The 19,939-nt window shown below is 47.1% G+C and carries 19 protein-coding genes, 2 tRNA genes and 1 riboswitch; of the genes, 9 read left to right on the top strand and 12 right to left on the bottom strand.

Going from position 1 to position 19,939, the window contains the following annotated elements; genetic code table 11:
* Positions 1-12 precede the first annotated feature (12 nt).
* Complete coding sequence (locus tag ACM1ND_RS06805) at positions 13-888, top strand: Cof-type HAD-IIB family hydrolase (RefSeq protein WP_028543047.1); 876 nt, start codon at positions 13-15, stop codon at positions 886-888.
* A gap of 178 nt (positions 889-1,066) precedes the next feature.
* Here ACM1ND_RS06805 and ACM1ND_RS06800 read toward each other — a convergent pair.
* The 3 genes from ACM1ND_RS06800 to ACM1ND_RS06790 all read right to left on the bottom strand — a co-directional run bounded on the left by ACM1ND_RS06800 (position 1,067) and on the right by ACM1ND_RS06790 (position 1,801).
* Positions 1,067-1,155 (bottom strand) — tRNA-Ser (locus tag ACM1ND_RS06800).
* A gap of 1 nt (position 1,156) precedes the next feature.
* A tRNA-Asn gene (locus tag ACM1ND_RS06795) sits at positions 1,157-1,232 on the bottom strand.
* Positions 1,233-1,276: 44 nt separating this feature from the next.
* On the bottom strand, positions 1,277-1,801 hold the full coding sequence (locus ACM1ND_RS06790; RefSeq protein WP_418027365.1) for a SprT family protein: 525 nt from the start codon (positions 1,799-1,801) through the stop codon (positions 1,277-1,279).
* A 144-nt stretch (positions 1,802-1,945) separates the two neighbouring features.
* On the opposite strand from ACM1ND_RS06790, the gene cmpA reads away from it, so the two are divergent.
* Positions 1,946-2,080, top strand: coding sequence for a cortex morphogenetic protein CmpA (gene cmpA / locus ACM1ND_RS06785; RefSeq protein WP_007429337.1), 135 nt, complete (start codon positions 1,946-1,948; stop codon positions 2,078-2,080).
* A gap of 103 nt (positions 2,081-2,183) precedes the next feature.
* Here the strand turns inward: cmpA and ACM1ND_RS06780 are convergent, their stop codons facing one another.
* From ACM1ND_RS06780 to ACM1ND_RS06755, 6 genes are all read right to left on the bottom strand, one after another.
* Complete coding sequence (locus ACM1ND_RS06780; protein ID WP_071559018.1) at positions 2,184-4,406, bottom strand: Tex family protein; 2,223 nt, start codon at positions 4,404-4,406, stop codon at positions 2,184-2,186.
* A gap of 179 nt (positions 4,407-4,585) precedes the next feature.
* Entirely contained in the window at positions 4,586-4,936 is a 351-nt protein-coding gene (locus ACM1ND_RS06775; protein WP_007429335.1) for a type II toxin-antitoxin system PemK/MazF family toxin, read from the bottom strand.
* A gap of 6 nt (positions 4,937-4,942) precedes the next feature.
* The gene (locus tag ACM1ND_RS06770; protein ID WP_007429334.1) at positions 4,943-5,224 is read right to left on the bottom strand and encodes a CopG family ribbon-helix-helix protein; all 282 of its coding nucleotides are present in this window, start codon (positions 5,222-5,224) and stop codon (positions 4,943-4,945) included.
* A gap of 293 nt (positions 5,225-5,517) precedes the next feature.
* A complete protein-coding gene (alr, locus tag ACM1ND_RS06765) occupies positions 5,518-6,714 on the bottom strand; it encodes an alanine racemase (RefSeq protein ID WP_028543050.1) in 1,197 nt (398 codons plus the stop codon).
* A 258-nt stretch (positions 6,715-6,972) separates the two neighbouring features.
* Positions 6,973-8,250, bottom strand: coding sequence for a DUF4367 domain-containing protein (locus ACM1ND_RS06760; RefSeq protein ID WP_418027362.1), 1,278 nt, complete (start codon positions 8,248-8,250; stop codon positions 6,973-6,975).
* A 110-nt stretch (positions 8,251-8,360) separates the two neighbouring features.
* The gene (locus tag ACM1ND_RS06755) at positions 8,361-8,993 is read right to left on the bottom strand and encodes a LysE family translocator (protein ID WP_023987593.1); all 633 of its coding nucleotides are present in this window, start codon (positions 8,991-8,993) and stop codon (positions 8,361-8,363) included.
* A 236-nt stretch (positions 8,994-9,229) separates the two neighbouring features.
* On the opposite strand from ACM1ND_RS06755, the gene ACM1ND_RS06750 reads away from it, so the two are divergent.
* Together ACM1ND_RS06750 and ACM1ND_RS06745 are read left to right on the top strand one after the other, a co-directional pair.
* A complete protein-coding gene (locus tag ACM1ND_RS06750; protein WP_418027360.1) occupies positions 9,230-10,222 on the top strand; it encodes an ABC transporter substrate-binding protein in 993 nt (330 codons plus the stop codon).
* Between the two features lie 109 nt (positions 10,223-10,331).
* Positions 10,332-12,059, top strand: a complete 1,728-nt coding sequence (locus tag ACM1ND_RS06745; protein WP_418027358.1) for an ABC transporter substrate-binding protein — start codon at positions 10,332-10,334, stop codon at positions 12,057-12,059.
* A gap of 24 nt (positions 12,060-12,083) precedes the next feature.
* On the opposite strand, the gene ACM1ND_RS06740 is transcribed toward ACM1ND_RS06745, so the two are convergent.
* The 3 genes from ACM1ND_RS06740 to ACM1ND_RS06730 all read right to left on the bottom strand — a co-directional run bounded on the left by ACM1ND_RS06740 (position 12,084) and on the right by ACM1ND_RS06730 (position 14,840).
* Positions 12,084-13,715 (bottom strand): formate--tetrahydrofolate ligase, encoded by a 1,632-nt coding sequence (locus ACM1ND_RS06740; protein ID WP_053324894.1) that lies wholly within the window; start codon positions 13,713-13,715, stop codon positions 12,084-12,086.
* Between the two features lie 212 nt (positions 13,716-13,927).
* Positions 13,928-14,236, bottom strand: coding sequence for a hypothetical protein (locus tag ACM1ND_RS06735; protein ID WP_013309242.1), 309 nt, complete (start codon positions 14,234-14,236; stop codon positions 13,928-13,930).
* Between the two features lie 100 nt (positions 14,237-14,336).
* Positions 14,337-14,840, bottom strand: a complete 504-nt coding sequence (locus ACM1ND_RS06730) for a DUF6933 domain-containing protein (protein ID WP_023987589.1) — start codon at positions 14,838-14,840, stop codon at positions 14,337-14,339.
* 268 nt (positions 14,841-15,108) lie between these two features.
* Here ACM1ND_RS06730 and ACM1ND_RS06725 point away from each other — a divergent pair, with 268 nt between their 5' ends.
* The 5 genes from ACM1ND_RS06725 to ACM1ND_RS06705 all read left to right on the top strand — a co-directional run bounded on the left by ACM1ND_RS06725 (position 15,109) and on the right by ACM1ND_RS06705 (position 19,868).
* Positions 15,109-15,816 (top strand): response regulator transcription factor, encoded by a 708-nt coding sequence (locus ACM1ND_RS06725; protein WP_023987588.1) that lies wholly within the window; start codon positions 15,109-15,111, stop codon positions 15,814-15,816.
* Between the two features lies 1 nt (position 15,817).
* Positions 15,818-16,762: a sensor histidine kinase gene (locus ACM1ND_RS06720; RefSeq protein WP_418027355.1), complete on the top strand. Its 945-nt coding sequence runs from the start codon at positions 15,818-15,820 to the stop codon at positions 16,760-16,762.
* 108 nt (positions 16,763-16,870) lie between these two features.
* Complete coding sequence (locus ACM1ND_RS06715) at positions 16,871-17,794, top strand: ABC transporter ATP-binding protein (protein ID WP_053324891.1); 924 nt, start codon at positions 16,871-16,873, stop codon at positions 17,792-17,794.
* Positions 17,787-18,482 carry an ABC transporter permease gene (locus ACM1ND_RS06710; protein WP_069080825.1) on the top strand — a complete coding sequence of 232 codons (696 nt, stop codon included), beginning with the start codon at positions 17,787-17,789 and terminating at the stop codon, positions 18,480-18,482. Before ACM1ND_RS06715 ends, ACM1ND_RS06710 begins: the two co-directional genes overlap by 8 nt.
* Positions 18,483-18,603: 121 nt before the next feature.
* Positions 18,604-18,748: riboswitch (FMN riboswitch) on the top strand.
* 172 nt (positions 18,749-18,920) lie between these two features.
* Positions 18,921-19,868: a DMT family transporter gene (locus ACM1ND_RS06705; protein ID WP_023987584.1), complete on the top strand. Its 948-nt coding sequence runs from the start codon at positions 18,921-18,923 to the stop codon at positions 19,866-19,868.
* Positions 19,869-19,939: the final 71 nt, after the last annotated feature.

The raw sequence follows: 19,939 nt of genomic DNA, 5'->3' as shown, positions 1-19,939 counted from the left end.
AGCTGGGGAGAAATGAAACTGTTTGCGATTGATATGGATGGAACACTGCTGAACGAGGAAGGAAAAATAAGCAAAGTGAACGCGGAGGCTATACGCCAAGCACAGCAGCAAGGCGTTCAGGTGACAATTGCCACTGGTAGAGCCGCTTATGACGCCTGGACAAAGCTAGAGGAAGCAGAGCTTGTAACTCCCGTCATTGGAGCAAACGGCGCAACCGTACACGATGTGCATCGTCGTCAGTTAACCTCTACTCCTATGGGCCGCAGTGAAACGTTTGAAGTGCTGAGCTGGCTGCATGACAACGACTTTTACTATGAGGTCATGACAGACCGCGCTATTTATTCTCCACAAAACGGACACCAGCTGCTTGCTGTTGAAATGGACCGCTTGCTGAGCTCCAACCCGGATATTTCGCTGGATACTTTATTACATGCAGCTGAAAAACAATATGAACAGACCGGACATACCCGCATCGCTTCATATGAGGACATTCCACTGGATGTAGAGATTTATAACGTGCTCTGTTTCTCCTTTGATCAAGCCAAATTGGATTGGGGCCGTGAACGTTACCGAGGTTTTCAGGGCCTGAACATGGTCATCTCTTCAGACCGTAACTTTGAAGTCGAGCATAGGGATGCGTCTAAAGGTAATGCATTGCGTTATCTGGCGAATCATCTGAGCATTCCCATGCAGGAAGCCGTAGCGATTGGGGACAGCTACAACGATATCTCCATGCTGACGATGGCAGGAACAGGCATTGCCATGGGCAATGCAAAAGACGACATCAAGGCCGTCTGCTCCGAAGTGACTCTGACTAATGCAGAAGATGGCGTCGCTCATGCTCTGTTGAACATACTCAAGACAGTCGAGGCTGACAGCGTGAAATAGAAGTTATTGGCTGCGTACAAGACAGGCTAACGTCGCTTCATGCTGTACGAAGCACGTCCGCCTCTCCATTTAAACGATTTCAGTCCACCGTTATTCTCAAAGCAGATATAGACGAAAAGGACGCTCGCAAGCATCATTACAATGCATACGAGCGTCCTTTTTCTGCTTAAAATACCAACGGAGAGAGAGGGATTCGAACCCTCGCACCGCTTTCGCAGCCTAACCCCTTAGCAGAGGGTCCCCTTATAGCCACTTGGGTACCTCTCCATGGCTCCCCGAACAGGACTCGAACCTGTGACAACTCGATTAACAGTCGAGTGCTCTACCAACTGAGCTATCAGGGAACATTACTGTAAATTATCATACAGTATGGTTAATTTACCATGATTCAGGGGGTGCCGTCAAGTGCCAACAGGCGAAGCTTACCTCCACACTTCCCACAGCGATACCGCTGAGGATTCATCTTACGCTTGCGCATATACTCCTGTTTACAGGAAACGCATACTAGCTTGTAACGATAAGGCTGAGGCTTACGTTCCGTTCTTCCTGGCAGAGTCTGACAATGCCTGCTCCCTCCTACACGGGCAAGCCATGCTTTGAAGTCAGCATCTCGATGCTGATAGCCCATCCCTCGCAAATGTAAATGATAATGGCACAGCTCATGCTTAATAATTTTCTCCACCTTAGAACGTCCGTAAGCTGCGAGTTGATGTGGATTAATTTCAATATGATGACTTTTCATAAAATACCTACCGCCTGTGGAAGACAGGCGCGCATTAAAGGTGGCTTGATGTCGAAACGGCACACCGAAGCTCTCCAGCGAAATGCGCTCTACCCATTCTTGAAGCTCTTCATTACTCATAGAACGGCTCATTGAATGGTTCATTGAATTGCTCAGGGACTTGGACTCCATCCTAACAGTCTCTCCTCCTTTGCTCCTTACTGACAAGCATATTATAAAATAATGACCGAAGTCTAACCCCCAATTCATAAGCACACTTTAGGTACCCACCCCATATGCTAAACATACAGAAGTAACGCAGAGGAGGAGATCGGCTTGCCTCAATGGCTCAGCAACCAGCTCATGCGGGCCTTTTACAAAAAGGACCGGCGCCAAATTAAACTGTTGAACGATTGTTGGTTTTTTTATCATAAAGCACCTGGCGTGGAGTTCGATGCCAACAACGGTTAGAAGCTAAGGCATCCAAAAATGAAAGCCGGAATCTCCGATCAGTTCGGAGATTCCGGCTTTTGTTATACCTTCACAAGAAGGTTGTACAGCTTTATTTAAAGTATTATGCCTGCGATTGCGCCTCTGCAGGAGGTTTCATCGTCAGACCAACCCTGCCTTTTTTCAAATCAACATTTAACACCCACACCGTCACGTTATCACCGACAGATACGACATCCATCGGATGCTTTACGAAGCCACTGCGCAGCTGTGAAATATGAACCAACCCGTCACTTTTAATACCGATATCGACAAATGCGCCGAAATCAATGACATTGCGGACGGTTCCCTGAAGCTCCATACCCGGTGAGAGATCCTCGATCTTCAGCACATCCTTGCGGAATACAGGCAACGGCAGCTCGTCACGCGGGTCACGGCCCGGACGCTGGAGACTGTCCAGAATATCCTTCAGTGTTGGCACGCCGACTTCAAGCTTTGCAGCCAATTCGTCAATGTTGGACACGCTCAGTGCTTCCATTGCAGTCTTAGTACCCAGATCGTGGGCGCTGATGTTCAGTTCCGCCAACAGGCGGTCTACGACAGCATACGATTCAGGGTGAATCGGTGTACGGTCCAGCGGATTTTCTCCACCCGGTATACGGATAAAGCCTACAGATTGCTCGTAGGTTTTTGCACCAAGACGCGGCACCTTCTGCAACTGACGACGGTTGCTGAATTTACCGTTTTCCTCACGGTACTTAACGATGTTTTTGGCAATCGTCGCATTGATCCCCGCTACATAGGATAACAGCGCAGAGGAAGCCGTATTCACATCCACACCGACATGGTTAACGGCTGATTCGACAACGTCCTTTAAGCTTTCATCCAGATGTTTCTGCGACACATCATGCTGGTATTGGCCTACACCAATAGCCTTCGGCTCAATTTTGACCAGCTCAGCCAGCGGGTCCTGCACACGACGTGCGATGGAAGCCGCACTGCGCTCAGCCACGTCCAAATCGGGAAATTCCTCCTGTGCCAGCTTGGAGGCAGAGTATACGCTCGCGCCCGCCTCATTGACGATCAGATACGCTAGACTGCTGTCACCAATGTCCGCAATGACTTCCGCTACAAATTGCTCTGTCTCGCGCGAAGCGGTTCCGTTACCAATGACAATCAATTCGATACCATATTGGGCAATTAGCTGCTTGAACTTTTCAGCAGCCTCGCGCTTCTTGTTATTCGGCGGTGTCGGATACGTCACAGCCACTTCGAGCAGCTTGCCGGTGTCATCGACAACCGCCAGCTTACAGCCTGTCCGATAGGCCGGATCGACACCGAGCACACGTCGGCCCTTGATCGGAGCCTGTAGCAACAGGCTGCGCAAGTTGCCTGCAAAGATGGAGATGGCCTGCTGCTCGCCCTTCTCCGTCATTTCAGCGCGTACTTCACGCTCGATAGATGGCGCGATAAGTCTTTTATACGCATCCTCAATGACACTGCGCAGCAGATCTTGCACGACAGACGATCCTTTAATCACTTGGCCAGCCACGTAATTGTAAATGGAATCTGGCGCCACCTCAAGACCAACCTTAAGAATGCCTTCCCGCTCCCCGCGATTAATTGCCAGAATACGGTGAGGTGGCATTTTCTTAGCGAGCTCACGATAGCTGTAGTAGTTTTCATACACGGATTCTTGCTCCGCGTCCTTCGCTTCGGAGGTCAACATACCATGGTCCAGCGTATATCGGCGTACCCATTGGCGAATAGCCGCATCATCCGCTATATTTTCAGCTAAAATGTCCAAGGCTCCTTGGATGGCCGCCTCGGCGCTGTCCACTCCCAGTTCCGCATTAACATAAGACTCGGCTTCTTTCAGAGCATCGCCCTGTTTCGGCTGGCTCCAGATCCAGATGGACAGTGGCTCCAGTCCCCGTTCCTTCGCTACACTGGCGCGGGTTTTGCGTTTTTGCCGATACGGACGATACAGATCCTCCACTTCCTGAAGTTTAACCGCAGAGGTGATAGCAGTCTGCAGGTCTTCCGTCAGCTTGCCCTGCTCATCAATAATGCGGATGACCTCTACCTTACGATCCTCCAGATTACGCAAATACACCACACGATCTTCAATTTCACGCAGCTGATTTTCATCCAGCTCTCCTGTCATTTCCTTACGATAACGCGCGATAAAAGGAATTGTATTCCCTTCATCCAACAAACTGATCGTTGTCCGGATTTGCTTGAGTGCCAGCGACAGCTCTCTCGCCACTTGTTTGACAATCCGCTCTTGGCGTTCTGCTTCGTTCGGCTCCTGCCGGATTTCCGTCTTCGTTTCCTCGTTAGACAAACCTATCCCTTCTTCCTCACAGCTCTTGTCGTACACCATGTCTTTCATTATCACAAAAAAAGATTCAAAGCGCCAGCAGGTGACGTTAAAGCAAGCCCTACCTGCATTTTTCATTGGACACGCAAAAGGGCAGCGCCCAAGCGCTGCCCTTTTCCCGTTTCACTCGTCGTTCCATCACGCTAAAAATCAATCAAACCGAGACTGATTTGTAGCGAATCGCTCACTTTGCGCATGGTTTCTTCATCTAAATGGGTGATTTTGTCGGTAAGCCTTTGCTTGTCGATCGTCCGAATTTGCTCCAGAAGAACAACAGAATCACGATCAAAGCCATGCGTCGCCGCGTCGATTTCCACGTGTGTAGGCAGCTTTGCCTTCTGAATCTGGGCGGTGATGGCTGCTACGATCACAGTAGGACTAAACCGGTTGCCGATATCATTTTGAATGATCAGCACAGGTCTGACGCCACCTTGCTCGGAACCGACTACGGGTGAAAGGTCTGCAAAAAAAACGTCGCCGCGCTTTACGATCAATATGGATTACACCCCGCTAACTGTACGGCCCAAGGTGCTGTTTGCATCTTCCTCCGCGTGAAAGGCTTCGGATGCCATGGTTAAGTTAATTTTAGCCATTTCCATGTATCCACGCTGCATAGCTTCACGAATGTAACGTTTTTTACGTTCGCCTACATACAGCTTCATGGCCTGCCTGATAAATTCACTGCGGTTGGAATTTTCCATAGCTACGATCCCGTCCACTTCCTGCAAGAGATGATCTGGCAAACTGATCATTATTCTTTTGGTGTTCTGCAAATTGGCCAACTTCTCTTCCACCCCCAAAACCTTGTCGCCATTGTACCATTATAACGTTATTCCCGGTAATTTATTCAAACGGAATACAAGAGAATGTATATGATATTCGTATATCATCTATGCTGCATTCCATTATAAACTACGCAGTTCGTTTTCGTACAGGCGTTTGATCCCCGAAATACAAGTGTCAGCGGAGCCTGATGCGTCTTTTGACAGTTATAGCGCTCTTTTCTTTCCTTTGTACATATTTCGGGACGTTCTGCGAAAACTCCTGCTTTTATTCGGTAATTTGCGTTATGAAATTAATTCCAGCGGGTTGGAAGAAGCGAGTTCACTCGAACAACAGGAACATGACCTCGTGTGTATACACGCGGTACCCTGTCTGCGATCATGCAGATCACCTCATAGTGGATCGTACCAAGCTTGGATGCCAGCTCATCCGCCGCGATAGTTTCGCCGGACTGCTGGCCGATGAGAACAACCTCTTCGCCGGTTTGGATTTCTTCCGCATCTTCTGCGAAAGATTGTAAGGATACCATACACTGGTCCATGCAAATCGTACCGAGTACCGGGACGCGGCGACCGCGTATCAACACTTCGATCTTCCCACTCAGCATGCGGGAGTATCCATCCGCATAGCCGATTGGCAGTGTACCGATCCGTTCTTCACTGGAGGTTACATACCTGGTGCCATAACTAACTCCCCAGCCGGGAGGAAGCGTTTTGGTGTAAACCACCGCCGTCTTCAATGACAATACAGGCAGCAGCTCAATGGCTTGCCGATTAACCTCATCAGACGGATACAGACCGTATATACTGATACCAATCCGCACCATATTGGGGGAAAGAGAAGGGGTATCAATGGTGGCGGCGCTATTGCCCGTATGTATAATGGGAATGGTGATACCTTGTTCCCTTAGCGCTTCCGCCACGCCCCGAAACCGATCATATTGTAGCAGTGTATAGCTTTTGTCTTCTTCATCCGCGCGGGCAAAATGGGTGTACATGCCTTCCAGCAGCACCTGCTCTAATTCGTGAGCCTGCCGGACAAAAGCCATAGCCTCTTCTCCAGGCAGCAAACCCAGTCTTCCCATGCCGCTGTCTATTTTGATGTGCACCTTCAGCTTGCGTTCGTTTCCTTGGCGGTCCAGTCTGCGGATACCCTCCAGCACTTCTTCACTGAACACAGTCAATGAGATATCATGCTCCCAAGCCGTTTGTACAGCTTCCGGTGAGGTATAGCCGAGTACAAGAATCGGTAGCTGAACCCCCGCATGACGAAGCTCCAACGCTTCATCCAGAAAAGCGACGCTCAAATAATCCGCACCAAGGCGTTCCAATTCCTTTGAAATTTCCACGGCACCGTGTCCGTAGGCATTAGCCTTGACACAGACCAGTATCAGCTTATCCGCTGGCAATGCCTTGCGAAAAGCTTCATAGTTGGCGCCAAGGTGATCCAGGTTGATTTCGGCCCGGGTCGATCTGTATTGTGCTTGCAAATCCAGTCACCTTCTTCAATTGTTAGCCTGTAACATAACCTTTTACCATTCGGAGTGTGGCAAAGTTCTTGCTTCCAAAGGTTAATGGTAATGTTCAAAAACGTGGCTGTCAATGGCAGGAGACGTTTGCCAGCATCCTCTACAATGAACACGACATACAAGCGGTGCACATCCTAGACCGCGAATGAACAAAAGACGGATACGGGCGGCAGCAGAGCATTTTTACACTCTAGACCGTCTGCATCCGTCTATAAAGTTTTATTTACCCGATTGATCCTGTATAGAAGCGGCAATTTGTATCATTTCGCTCACAGGCAGGTCAGCACTGGTGATTCTGAACTCGATTCCGTCATTCATCCAGGTCATCGTCTGCTGTTCGCCTCCGGTCAGAACGGCGAAGCTCCCTCCAATATCAACCAGTTCGCCTGCGGCCAGTGCGACCGCCCGATCTTTGGGACGCGCCTCTACAATGGTATAGTTATACGTTCCACTATACCGCAGCATCACCGCATGTGTACCATTATCCTCCAGCTCCGGCGTATCCTTGATCTGCACTCCGGCTGGCGTGTAGGACGGTTCGATCAAGCCGAACTCACCCATCACAGCTTCTGCCGCATCTGTTCCCGCTGACGTTCCGTTTGCGGCATCCGATGTGCCCGGGGTTTGTTGCTGCGCCTCTGCGTTGGCTGCTGCGTCCGGTTTGGATGTATCGTTTGTGGCAGTACCGTCCACCTTCGCTTCCCCTGACGGCTGCTGGACTGCATCCCCTGCTGTTCCCTGCTCTTGTCCGGGTTCGCCAGACGTCACGCCAGTCGTCCCATCCACCGCACCGGAAGGATCAAGCTGACCGCTGGAATCTACTGCTCCAGAAGATGGCGCCCCTTCGCTACCCGTACTCGTCTTACCTGAAGCCATGTTCCGCTCCATATCAAAGGAGTCCTTGTCAAACTTCGTATCAAAAGCAAATTGATCGAATTTCAGATCAACAACTACCTTGGCATTCGCATCAGACACCTGTACCTGAGTGGGTGCATAGTCATTTTTGGACAGCCATATCTTTTGTCTCACCAGCGCATGGCTGTTGTAATTTGCTGCCACATCAAACACATAGGATTTATCGTCGGTAGCCAACTGACGGGAGGCATCGCCGATAATGCTGCGAACTAACGTTTCATATAAATATACTTGACCCTGATTGTTTGGCCAGTCGCTTTTGAAACGGAAGCTTTTGTTCAGGCTGGGTGTCAGTACAAATACACCCTCATCATTACGAAGCACAATTTGCGTAACATCCTTTTTCTCGTTCGTCATGGCAATTCGGTAATAGGACGGCTTGCGGTAGGAAATATCAACCTTGTATTCCTGCGGCGTGTCGCCGGTATGCAGCGTCATCAAAGCTGTACCGTGGTAGCTGTTCAGGTCGCTCACCACGTCACTCAAATCTTTAACCACATCGTCCGCGCTCTTCTTGCCGCACCCGGCCAGTAGCAGCGTTACACACATGACCATGGCAAGCATCCATGAAATCCGGCGCATGTCATCAACCCCTTCAGCACATGTTTTAAATGAATTAGTACATGTCTATGAAGGACTTGTTCGATTTATGCAGACTGGCATGACAAGCTTGAACGTATCCTTGTGTAATGCTATAAAATCTTTTGGAGAGTGATCATAAATTCATACAGGAAATAAAAAGAAAAACCGATCAAGACCACACCAGCACTGATCGTAACCCACTTGATGGCGGTTCGATTCATCGCTTTTCGTGTTGTCGCTACAAGGATCATCAAGCCTAAATCATGGATAAGAATACCAAACAAAATACCTAAGCCAACAATCAAGAACTGACTTGTATTTGACCGATCAAATGAACTTGCCAGCACAGTTCCAAAAACACTCACCCAAAACACTAAATTTCCTGGTGAAACAGCTACAAGCAGCCCATTTTTATAGGAAGAAAATAATGATTTCGTCTTTTTCTCTCCTTCTAGCGCAATATCATGATCTGCATTTTTAATGCTGTCGTAACCCACGTAGCACAAAAATATAGCTCCAATGAACCACATGATCACCTGTACAACAGATAATGACAAAACTGAGGCCAGACCAAAATATAAACCAATGATTAATAACAAATCGACGGTCATCCCCCCAAGGCCCACAATCCATCCATGCATGAATCCATTCTTTAGCCCTTGCTTCGTCATTTCAATGGTAATTGTACCTACAGGTAGTGCTATAGAGAAACCTAGTAAAACATATGTAATAAACAATGCCATTTCAAAACCCCTTTCAAATGTATAAAAACGATATTCTATACCATAAAAAATGACAAATCAATAAAATTTGAAAAACCTGAAATGAGCTAAGAACACATGAGACTTATTTTGTACAAAATCGGATTCATTGACCAAGTTTGTCCATTGAGTATTGAGGGTCCAGCGCTTATCATTGCTTTTGTGATAATAATTCTCATTTACAAAATTCTGAATCATTCTATTATACGGAGGTTGCTATGACCAACAAGAACTCGACAATCAACAAAAATTCTACTCGACAATACACTGCTCTGATCTGCCTTTTCTTTCTTATGGGGGCATTGCTACTGGGATGCGGCGCATCTCACAATCAGACTGCAAGCAGCAACACAACAGCATCTACAAAAACATCGGAAGCTGCCACAACTCGTGACTACACAGACTATAAGAGACATACAGTGAACATTCCCACGACTCCTGGGCGCATTGCTTACTTCGGAGAAAACTATGGGGATCTATTGGTTTTAGACGTACAAGCTATAGGTACATCGACTTCTATGATTGAGGGCAAGGTTTATGAGAAGCAGGTTCAGAACGTGGCCGATCTGGGGTTCCCGATTAATTTGGAAAAAACCTTGGAACTACAGCCTGACCTGATCATTACCGCCGATACAGATGAAAAACAATACGCAGCGTTAACAAAAATTGCACCTACAATTATGTTCGATACCTTTGCCCCGTTAAACGAACGTTTGCTGCATCTCGGAGACATTGTGAACAAGAAAAAGGTTGCTGAAGATTGGCTTGCCCAATATAAAATAAAGGAAGCGGAGATGTGGATCAAGCTTCACGCAGAGGGTGTTAAGGCGGGGGAAACTGCTTCAGTGTTTACCTACTATCCTGGCGACCGTTTATTCGCAATGGGACGGACAGGACTGTCACAAATACTGTATGAAAAGAATGGTTTCAAGCCTACTCCTCTTATTCAGAAAGCACTGGATGAGGACAAAGGATTTGTACAAATATCTCAGGAAGTGATCGGACAATACGCTGGAGATCGGATTTTCATACTAAGAACACCAAGTTCAGAAGCCCAACAATCCACCGAACAGTTAATGAAAAGCAAGCTGTGGCTCCAGCTTCCTGCTGTCAAACAGGGACGTGTGTACACTCAGGATATTGGCAAAACTGAAAGTGATGCTTCCACTCGAGAATGGCTGCTGGAGGAATTGCCCAAGCTCATCAAATAAAAATTGGAGAAGCTTATCGACACTTGTTGATAGGCTTCTTTTTTGTTGAACCTAAAGGAGGTATACTTATACATACATGATAACCATTCTCAATAAAAGGAGCAATACCGTGAACCAGTCTCCGTCATCCGTATATCCTCCCCCGTTCAGCTCACTGCTTTTTCATTTTAAAGAAATTGCGTTGGTTGGTGAGCCTACCGATGAATTATTATCACGTCCCAATTCATATCACTGTCTTCTTATATTCATCGGTGGGACAAGTATGGTGGACATTGGCCCAGAGCAGTATCTATCCCATACAGGTCATGGGTATTGGCTAGCTCCAGGTGAATCCTATCAAATCGCTCCCCTGAATGGAACTGTACCCGAATACTACAAAATCACGTTTGAGGTCATCGCTTTGCCATCAGAACCACAAGCGGACATGGCCTTGGCTGAACACGCAGCACGTATGCCATCCCTATATCATGAACCTGTCCTGCCGGGACCGCGCGAATACATTGCCTCTTCTTCCTCCAAACTTATTCAGTTGACTGAAGAGTTATTTCATAGTACCCAACAAACGGTACAGCCGCATAACCAAACATCTGTATTACGGCAGCAAATCATGTTTCAAGAGTTGCTCTTGCTGTGGCAGGAAGACCACACCCATATTGATCAAAATAATACCTCTAATCCGGCATTGCCAGCATCGGTGGAAGGTACCCTTTCATATATGGAAAACCACTATGAAAAGCCCATTACCGTCAAGCAGCTCGCTGAACAAGCGAACGTTTCCATATGGCAATACTCCCAATTGTTTCGTAAAATTACAGGCAAAAAGCCGCTGCATTACCTCACTGAGCTGCGCTTGAACCATGCCAAGCGGCTGCTGCTGGAATGCAAACGGCCTTTACGTGAAATTGCCCGTCAGGTTGGTTTCTCTGACGAATATTATTTTAATCGACGGTTTAGGCAAATGACCGGGATTCCCCCTGGCAAGTACGCACTTTCTGTCTCCGGTTCTGTGCGCGTCAAGGATTGGACGGGTCACCATATTCACATTCCGCGCCGAGCAAGCCGCATCATCTATCATGGAGAAACGATGGGCGATCTATTGGCATTAGGGGCCAAAGCCATCGGTGGAAGTCTGCGACTCAGTGAATACAGCGTCTATAAACATCGTCTTGTGAATGTCGCCGATGTGGGCCTTCCACTGGATATTCGCTTGACCAGCGCTCTTGATCCCGATCTAATTATCATCGCCAATTCGGATGAACAGGAATATGAGCGCATTGCTAGTATCGCTCCCACCGTCACCTTCAACTCCTTCGCCACGCTGGAGGAACGGATGCGTACACTTGGCGTCTGGCTCGGTAAGGAGCGGGAGGCCGAACGCTGGTTGTCTACCTTTACAGCCCGCAATCTGGCAATGTGGCAGCAGCTCGGTACGCAAATCACAGCCGGAGAAACGGCCTCCGTCTTCATCTTCGATCATGGTGATCGGCTCTTTGTCATGGGGATGTCCGGATTCTCGTCGGCCCTCTACCACCCACAGGGCTTTCAGCCCGTTGAGCTGATCCAAAAGGTGCTCGACGCGGAACAAGGCTTCGCAGAAATAGATCCGAACGAATTGCCTGATTACGCCGGGGACCGCATTTTTATGCTTGTCCCAACAGCTCCAGAATCCAAACGTACGCTGGAACGTATGATCAGCAGCCCTCTCTGGCGCAGCCTTCCTGCTGTACGTCAAGGTCGGGTATATTTCGTAGAAGCTGACCGCTGGAACTGGAGCGATGCCATGACCCGGCAAAAACTGCTTACTGCACTGCCCAAACTGCTTGGCACTCCATCCTGAGAAGCTGCCATTTTTCTAAAGATACTACATTAGACCTTGAATGCTCCCATCTGCCTCCAGCGACATATGCTCAGCTGCTGGGGATTTGGGCAATCCTGGCATCGTCATAGTATTGCCTGTTTCCACGACCACAAAGCCTGCCCCTGCGGACAAAGAAACGCGGGACACGTGAATGGTAAAGCCCTCCGGTGCACCTAGCAGAGAAGGTTGATCTGAGAAAGAATACGGCGTTTTGGCCATGCATACAGGCAGTTGTCCAAAACCAAGCTGCTCCATACCGGCCAACGCCCGTTTGGCCGCAGGAGTGTAAGCTACCTCTGCCGCACCGTAAAGTTCCTTCGCAATGACACTAATTTTCGCTTGCAAATCAAGTGTATGCTCATACAATGGTGCAAAATGGGCTTTGTCCTCCTGGAGCAGGTTGAGCAGGCTTTGGGCTAGCTTTTCTCCCCCTTGGCTTCCCTGTGCCCACACCTGTGACAGCTCTGCGGGTACACCCAGCTTGCGGCATTCCGAAAATATTAGTTCCAGCTCGGCTTCGCTATCTGTTACAAAATGGTTGACCGCCACCAGTACTGGCACGCCAAACTTTTGTAAATTCCGTACATGCCGGTTCATGTTGGCTAATCCAAGTTGCATTTGCTCCAGATTTTCTGCGTCCAGCTCATTTTTAGCTACACCGCCGTTATATTTCAGCGCTTTGGCGGTTACGACCAACAAAGCCGCATCTGGCTGCAAACCGGATTGACGGCACTTGATGTCAAAAAACTTTTCTGCCCCCAGCTCAGCCCCGAATCCAGCCTCCGTAACGACCACCTCTCCCAGCTTCAGGGCCAGCTTCGTACCGATCAAACTACTGCATCCATGCGCAATATTCGCAAAAGGTCCGCCATGCACAATAACTGGAGTTCCCTCCAACGTTTGCACCAGATTGGGTTTCAATGCTTCCCGAAGCAGCACAGCCATACCTTCCACCGCATGTAGTTCCTCAGCTGTTACCGTTTCGCCATCTACGTTATAACCAATCACCATCCGACCCAATCGCACTTTAAGATCGTCCATATCTTCACTTAAACATAATACCGCCATCACTTCTGAAGCCGAGGTAATCAGAAAGCCACTTTCTCTCACCGCTCCATTACCTGACCCCAATCCGGTCACAATATTTCGTAAACTCCGGTCGTTCATATCGACAGCGCGTTTCCACACGATCCGCTCCGGTTTCAACCGCAAAGCATTTCCATGAAACAAATGGTTATCGATCATCGCTGCCAGCAAATTATGCGCAGCTGAAATCGCGTGAATATCACCTGTAAAATGCAGGTTAATGTCTTCTGCCGGAACAATCTGGGCTTGTCCTCCCCCGGTTGCTCCTCCTTTCATGCCGAAGCAAGGGCCAAGGGACGGCTCACGCAACGCAGCAACGGTTTTATGCCCCAGCGCATTCAGCGCCTGTGACAGCCCGATGGTTGTCAGCGTTTTTCCTTCTCCTGCCGGCGTGGGATTCATCGCCGTAACCAGCACCAGCTTTCCATTCGGGCGATCCTTTAACTGCTCCCACAGGGACGGGTTCAGCTTCGCTTTATATTTTCCATACGTCTCCAAATGTTCTTCTTCAATTCCTGCTTCTTTGGCTATATCAATAATCCTCTTCATCTTTCGTTATGTACCCCCCGTTTTATAAGTCTGACTGATGGTGCCAAACCCTGTATCGTTTTATTTTACCAAAGTGTGCCGCTTATTGCGCTATGATTCATTTCATCGCAAGCGTTGCTATCATGTGAGTTATAAAAAAAGAGCATTCCCCGCCCGCATGGACTTTGGTGGATGCTCTTTTGATACGTCTCGTTTAACAAGCAGCTCTCAAATTAACCTGCAAAGTTAGCAGCGTAATTTTCAGCAATAAATCCCTTGGAAATCAGGATAGCTTGGGATTTCTTAGTAGCAGGACCATAGCCTTGGGACAGCAGATCATTAATATGTAAGCGGTTATAAATGAAGCAAAATACAAAGTTGGACGCCCCACTCGTAAGGATCGATACCAGAAAAATAATAACTGCCCACTTCCAATCCCCTCTAAACAACGCAGGGAAAAAACCGAAAAAGAGCGTAGTCCATGAAAAACCTACTTTGCGTTCCTTGATCATTCCAGTTTTATTTCTTAATTTAATTTTCATTTACCCCTTACCTCTCTTTATATAGTCTTTTAGAACTATATTAGATTATATAGGACAGAGGGAATAAATGGAACTTAATTTCGGTAAAATCATAAATTTCTCAAATACTCTCTAGTTTATAATGCTTTTCTAGCATTTCTTTAAAAACATCAACAGGGTACTTGTATTCAACAGTTTTGAAAACAATCCGGTTATTCCACTGGTTTTTTTCCAGCTCGCACCCATGCTCCATATCCAGTTCCTTCATGATAAAAATAATCTCATCCAAGGTTCCCATTACACTATGACTATTCGTCGTCGTAGCCAGCATCTGCTCGCCTTCCTGTGTGTATGCCTTTACAATCTGCTCATCAAAGCCTTCACTGATCATTAATTCCTTCAAAGCTTGCACAAAAAGAACTGGCAGGTTGTTGTACTGCGATTTTTTGATCCCAAAAAGCGTGATGCTTAAGCGGGATATATCATGCATAAACACTATATTTTTTCTTCGATTAAGTAAAAACAAGCTGGCATGCCAACTATTCAAAGGCGGATAAATATCAACTTGAAGTGGTTCAGTCTCCCATTCCTTCAGCAGTTTTTGTGTTCCTCGTATAACAAACATCGTTGCTCTCCTTTATTGACGGTCCTGTACCGCAGCGTGATTCGACATACCTAGTCTCTTACATGAGGCATGTCCCGGATATTATAACACCGTATTCCAAACATCCGATTATAAACTCTTTCAGTATAATATAGGGGAATGATATATTACCAGACACATTAATTTTCCCTTTGGATATTTTTTATGGAAATCCCCTCCACTGCTCTATATAATTCAGGTACAGTTCGTCACGCGAGCTTAATCTAAAAATTAGGGGTGTTCCACACCTATGTCACAACATATTTTACTTATTGAAGACGATCTATCTATTGCCGAAATGCTACTCAAAGCACTCACTAAGGAAGGATACAGTCTAACCACTGCCTATGACGGGGAAGAGGGGCTTCTTGCCTTTGAACGTCATACCTATGATCTGGTACTGGTGGATTTGATGATGCCGAAGGTGGACGGTATGGAGGTGATCCGCCGAATCCGTACCCACAGCGCCGTACCTATTCTGATTATGTCAGCCAAGGACAGCGATGTGGATAAAGCGCTTGGACTGGGCTTTGGGGCAGACGATTATGTTGCCAAACCTTTTTCAATGCTGGAAATGACCGCTCGTATTCAGTCCGCGATCCGCAGATCTACTACATATGCCCGTCAGCAACAGCAGGAGGAACAGCCGCAAGCACAAGTTTTGACCTACGGCAGTCTGCGCATTGATTTTGATCATTTTACAGTCATACGCAATGAAAATGAAATTCAGCTAACAGCCAAAGAGTCCGATATTTTGAAGCTGTTTGTAGCCAATCCGAATCGGGTATTTACAAAAGCACAATTATACGGATTTATTTGGAAAGACGATTATATGGGCGACGAGAACGTGATTAACGTCCATATTCGCCGCCTACGTGAGAAAATCGAAGAAGATCCCTCTCATCCTGTCCACATTAAAACGCTATGGGGCATTGGCTACAAATGGGAGAATGGCTGATATGAACATCGAAAACATTTCTGAATGGATTGTCGGTCTCATCATGTCAGTCGTTATAGTATGGTTTTGGCGGGAGCGTATGGCCTATAAGCGCATAATAAAGGATATCCGAACCCTACTAGAGCGGATTGTGACGGTGAACCATGCGGAAAAGCTGCTATATGTCACAGGTGACGTTGAACTGCAACGACTCATGACGGAAATTAACCGACTACTGGACTTGAATCTCAGAGTGTCTGCAGATTACAACCGTAGCCAAATCGCCATGCGCAAAATGATTTCGAACATTTCCCACGATCTCAAGACCCCGCTTACGGTTGTGCTTGGATATGCCGAGATGCTAGATGGCGATCCGACTATTTTGCCAGAAGAACGTATAAAGCTGCTATCCAAAATTCATCAAAAGACAAGCGAAGCGATTGAGCTGATCGGCAGCTTTTTTAACTTGGCGAAGCTGGAGGCTAATGATACGGATATTCCGTTGACTCGACTGGAAGTGGGAGAACTGTGCAGACGCAGCATTTTGGAGTTTTATGACCTGCTGACCGCACAGGGATTTACTGTGCATATTGAGATCCCGGAGCACCCCATTCATGCCTTGGGGAACGAAGGAGCGATTGCGCGGGTGCTGAACAATCTGATCTCGAATGCCATTCGCTACGGGGCAGATGGACGGACGCTAGGTCTGGCTCTATCGGAACAGCAGGATACGGTGCGTATAGAGGTATGGGATCGTGGCAAAGGCATACAGGAATCTGAGCAGGACAAGGTTTTTGAACGTATGTACACACTGGAGGACTCCCGCAATAAGGCGGTACAAGGCAGCGGACTGGGCCTTACGATTGCCAAACGCCTGGTTGAAGCGATGAACGGAGAAATTCAATTAACTAGTAGACCATATGAGCGGACGGTCTTCTCTTTTACATTGAAGAAAATCAACTATTAGTCGAACTAAACATGCTCAACTTAATAAATTTGTAAGAATCACGAAAGAAAAATGAACATTTCGCCCTTTATCCTTGAATTATCAGCAGTATACGAAGGGAGAACACCCATGACTTACGTAATACGTACACATCAGTTGACCAAGGCCCTGAAGGGCAACGAACTTGTAGCGGGAGTCAGTATGAATGTGCGCAAGGGAGAAACCTATGGCTTTCTCGGTCCTAACGGGGCAGGCAAGACGACGATAATGAAAATGATTACGAATCTGCTCAAGCCGACATCGGGTGAAATTGAATTATTCGGTGAAAAATTAACGCCGAAGTCGTATCATCTGCTCGGACGGATGGGTTCAATTATTGAATACCCGATTTTTTATGACAGGCTGACGGCACAGCAAAATCTCGAACTTCATTGTGAATATATGGGCTACTATAATAAGCAGGCTGTTCGGGATGCCCTGGAATTAGTGAATTTGCGAAATGTAGATGACAAGCCGGTAAAGGATTTTTCGCTAGGAATGAAACAACGTCTCGGGATTGCGCGCGCTATTGCGACTAAGCCAGAGTTACTCATTTTGGATGAACCCATTAATGGTCTGGACCCAGTGGGAATCAAGGAAATCCGCCAACTATTCCACATGCTATGCAAGGAATATGGGATGACCCTGCTCGTGTCCAGTCATATTTTAGCGGAAATAGAGCAGATTGCGGATACGGTAGGCGTGATTAATCACGGACGACTGATTGAGGAAGTATCGATGGAGCAGGTGCGGGAAACCAATACGGAATACATCGAATTTACGACCAACGATTGTAAGAAGGCGGCCTACGTCCTCTCCCATCATTTGAGCCTGAATAATATAAAGGTGATAAATGAACAGAGTATACGTATTTACGATACAAATGTACCGCAGAAACAAATTACGAAGACGCTCATCTTAAATGATATAGAGGTGGATTCCATTCATCAGAAAAGCAGCACGCTGGAAGACTACTTTTTTCGCCTGTTAAACGGAGGTGATCTCCATGCTTAAATTGATGCAGTTGGAGCTGAAAAAATTTCATCTGACGGGTTATATCCGTTCAGCACTGATCGCCAATGCATGCATTCTTGGGCTGCTCTGTGTTATTGCGCTGGAAAGTCAAAGTGAAGGAATACCTGAATTCACACAGTACACTCAACTATTGGATCTAATAGATAATTTTGTAAGAGCTACATTTATTGTGTTTGCTTCCGTTCTCCTATGCCGCTTTATCGTCGGGGAATTTAAGTCCAAATCGATTACGATCTTGTTCATGTATCCGATTCATCGTCAAAAGCTGATGATCGCCAAACTCTTGGTCGTATTACTGTTCACGTTCTTGTCCATTATTATTTCGGAAATAATCATTACGGCTGCTATTCATCTGCTCAACCAGTTTGTTTTGATTGTACCGGATAACCTTACTCTTTCCATACTGGGGCAACAATCAGCACGGACGTTAATCAATGCCGTTGCTGCCAGCTTTATGGGACTGGTTCCGCTGTATATGGGGATGCGAAGATACTCTGTACCCACCACCATTGTGACCTCAATCCTGATTGTAGCATTGCTTTTCTCCAATAATAACGGCGCTACACTTAGCTCCATAGCCCCCGTGCAAATCGGCTTCTCTATACTGGGAATGCTTGTGGCTTATGCGGCGATTCGACGTATTGAGTATAAGGATATTACCTCGTAATATGTAATTTCGTAGAGCGCTTTCAAAAAACAGATGAAAATCATTGTTCGATATACACACATTTTTCACTGGACTTCATTCTAAAACAGGTATATCCTATAGGAGAAATTAAAAACGGAATAAGGATCTTCGGGGTAGGGTGAGATTCCCAACCGGCGGTATGGCTCATGGAGCTAAGCCCGCGACTCTGTATCTGGCAACAGGATACGGACTGATTTGGTGAGATGCCAAAGCCGACGGTAAAGTCCGGATGGAAGAAGATCGAAATATCAACATGCCGCGAAGTGGATGAATACTGCGTTATTGGTTTTGCAGTAACTTCATTTAACTTGCATAAAGCGGCAAGTTTATTTGATCAACCCCCGTCTTGCATGGCCTTTCGCCATGGACGGGGGTTTTTGTGCCACCGGTCCTGTATTCGCAAGGAGCTAATTGAGTATGAGTCAATCTTCTACTGTACTAACATCCAAAGGTTTTGATCGTAGCTCCCACATGAAAAGTGGTTTTTGGCTGGTCGCAATTGGAGCAGCCTTGTGGGGCGCAGACCCGCTGTTTCGTATTATTTTGTTAAAGTCATTTACTTCAACACAAATTGTACTAATGGAGCATGTGCTGCTTTTCCTCGCTCTGACACCGATGTTGTGGAAGCATCGTGAGGAGCTCAAAGCGGTACGGCTTCGTCAAGTTTTCGCTATTTTGTTCGTCTCGTGGGGTGGCTCGGCTCTGGCCAGCGTAATTTTCACCATGGCACTCAGCAATGGTGATTTGAATGCTGTACTCTTACTCCAGAAGCTTCAACCCTTGGTCGCTATTATTCTAGCTCGTATTATTTTGAAGGAAATGTTGCCGCGTCATTTTGGATTATTAATTGTCGTCGCTCTGTTCGGGACGTATCTTCTGACCTTCGGTTGGTCGCTCCCCTTCGGACATGTTCGTGATTTTGTCCAGGTCGGTAGTCTACTTGCACTCGGTGCAGCAGTTCTGTGGGGCGGTTCGACAGTCATGGGAAGTTACTTGCTTCGTTCAATGAAATATGAAACGGTAACCTCCCTCCGCTTCATGGTCGCGCTCCCTCTGCTGATTGTCCTCACCTCCGTAGAGCATGCGCCATGGAATATGCCTGCCGGTACATGGGCGGGCGCAGCTGTGATTATCAATCTGCTATTGCAGGCATTGCTTCCGGGTCTTCTTAGCTTATTGTTGTATTACAAAGGCTTAAGTACGACCAAAGCGTCTTATGCTACGATGGCAGAATTAAGCTTCCCCATGGTTGGTGTCGTGATTAACTGGATCGCATTTCAGCAAATTGTCACTGTAGCGCAATTGACTGGTTTTATGCTCATCTGGATTACGCTCTTTATGATTTCACGTCAGCAAAAAAATTAACAGTTCAATGTCCCTTTCATGACTCACCCAAGCCAAATCGTGAAGATGCTTTTGCATCTCTGATTTGGCTT

This window comes from Paenibacillus sp. JJ1722 (assembly GCF_048282685.1).
In the GTDB taxonomy this organism is placed as follows: domain Bacteria; phylum Bacillota; class Bacilli; order Paenibacillales; family Paenibacillaceae; genus Paenibacillus; species Paenibacillus polymyxa_B.
This window is presented reverse-complemented; position numbering and strand designations above follow the sequence as displayed.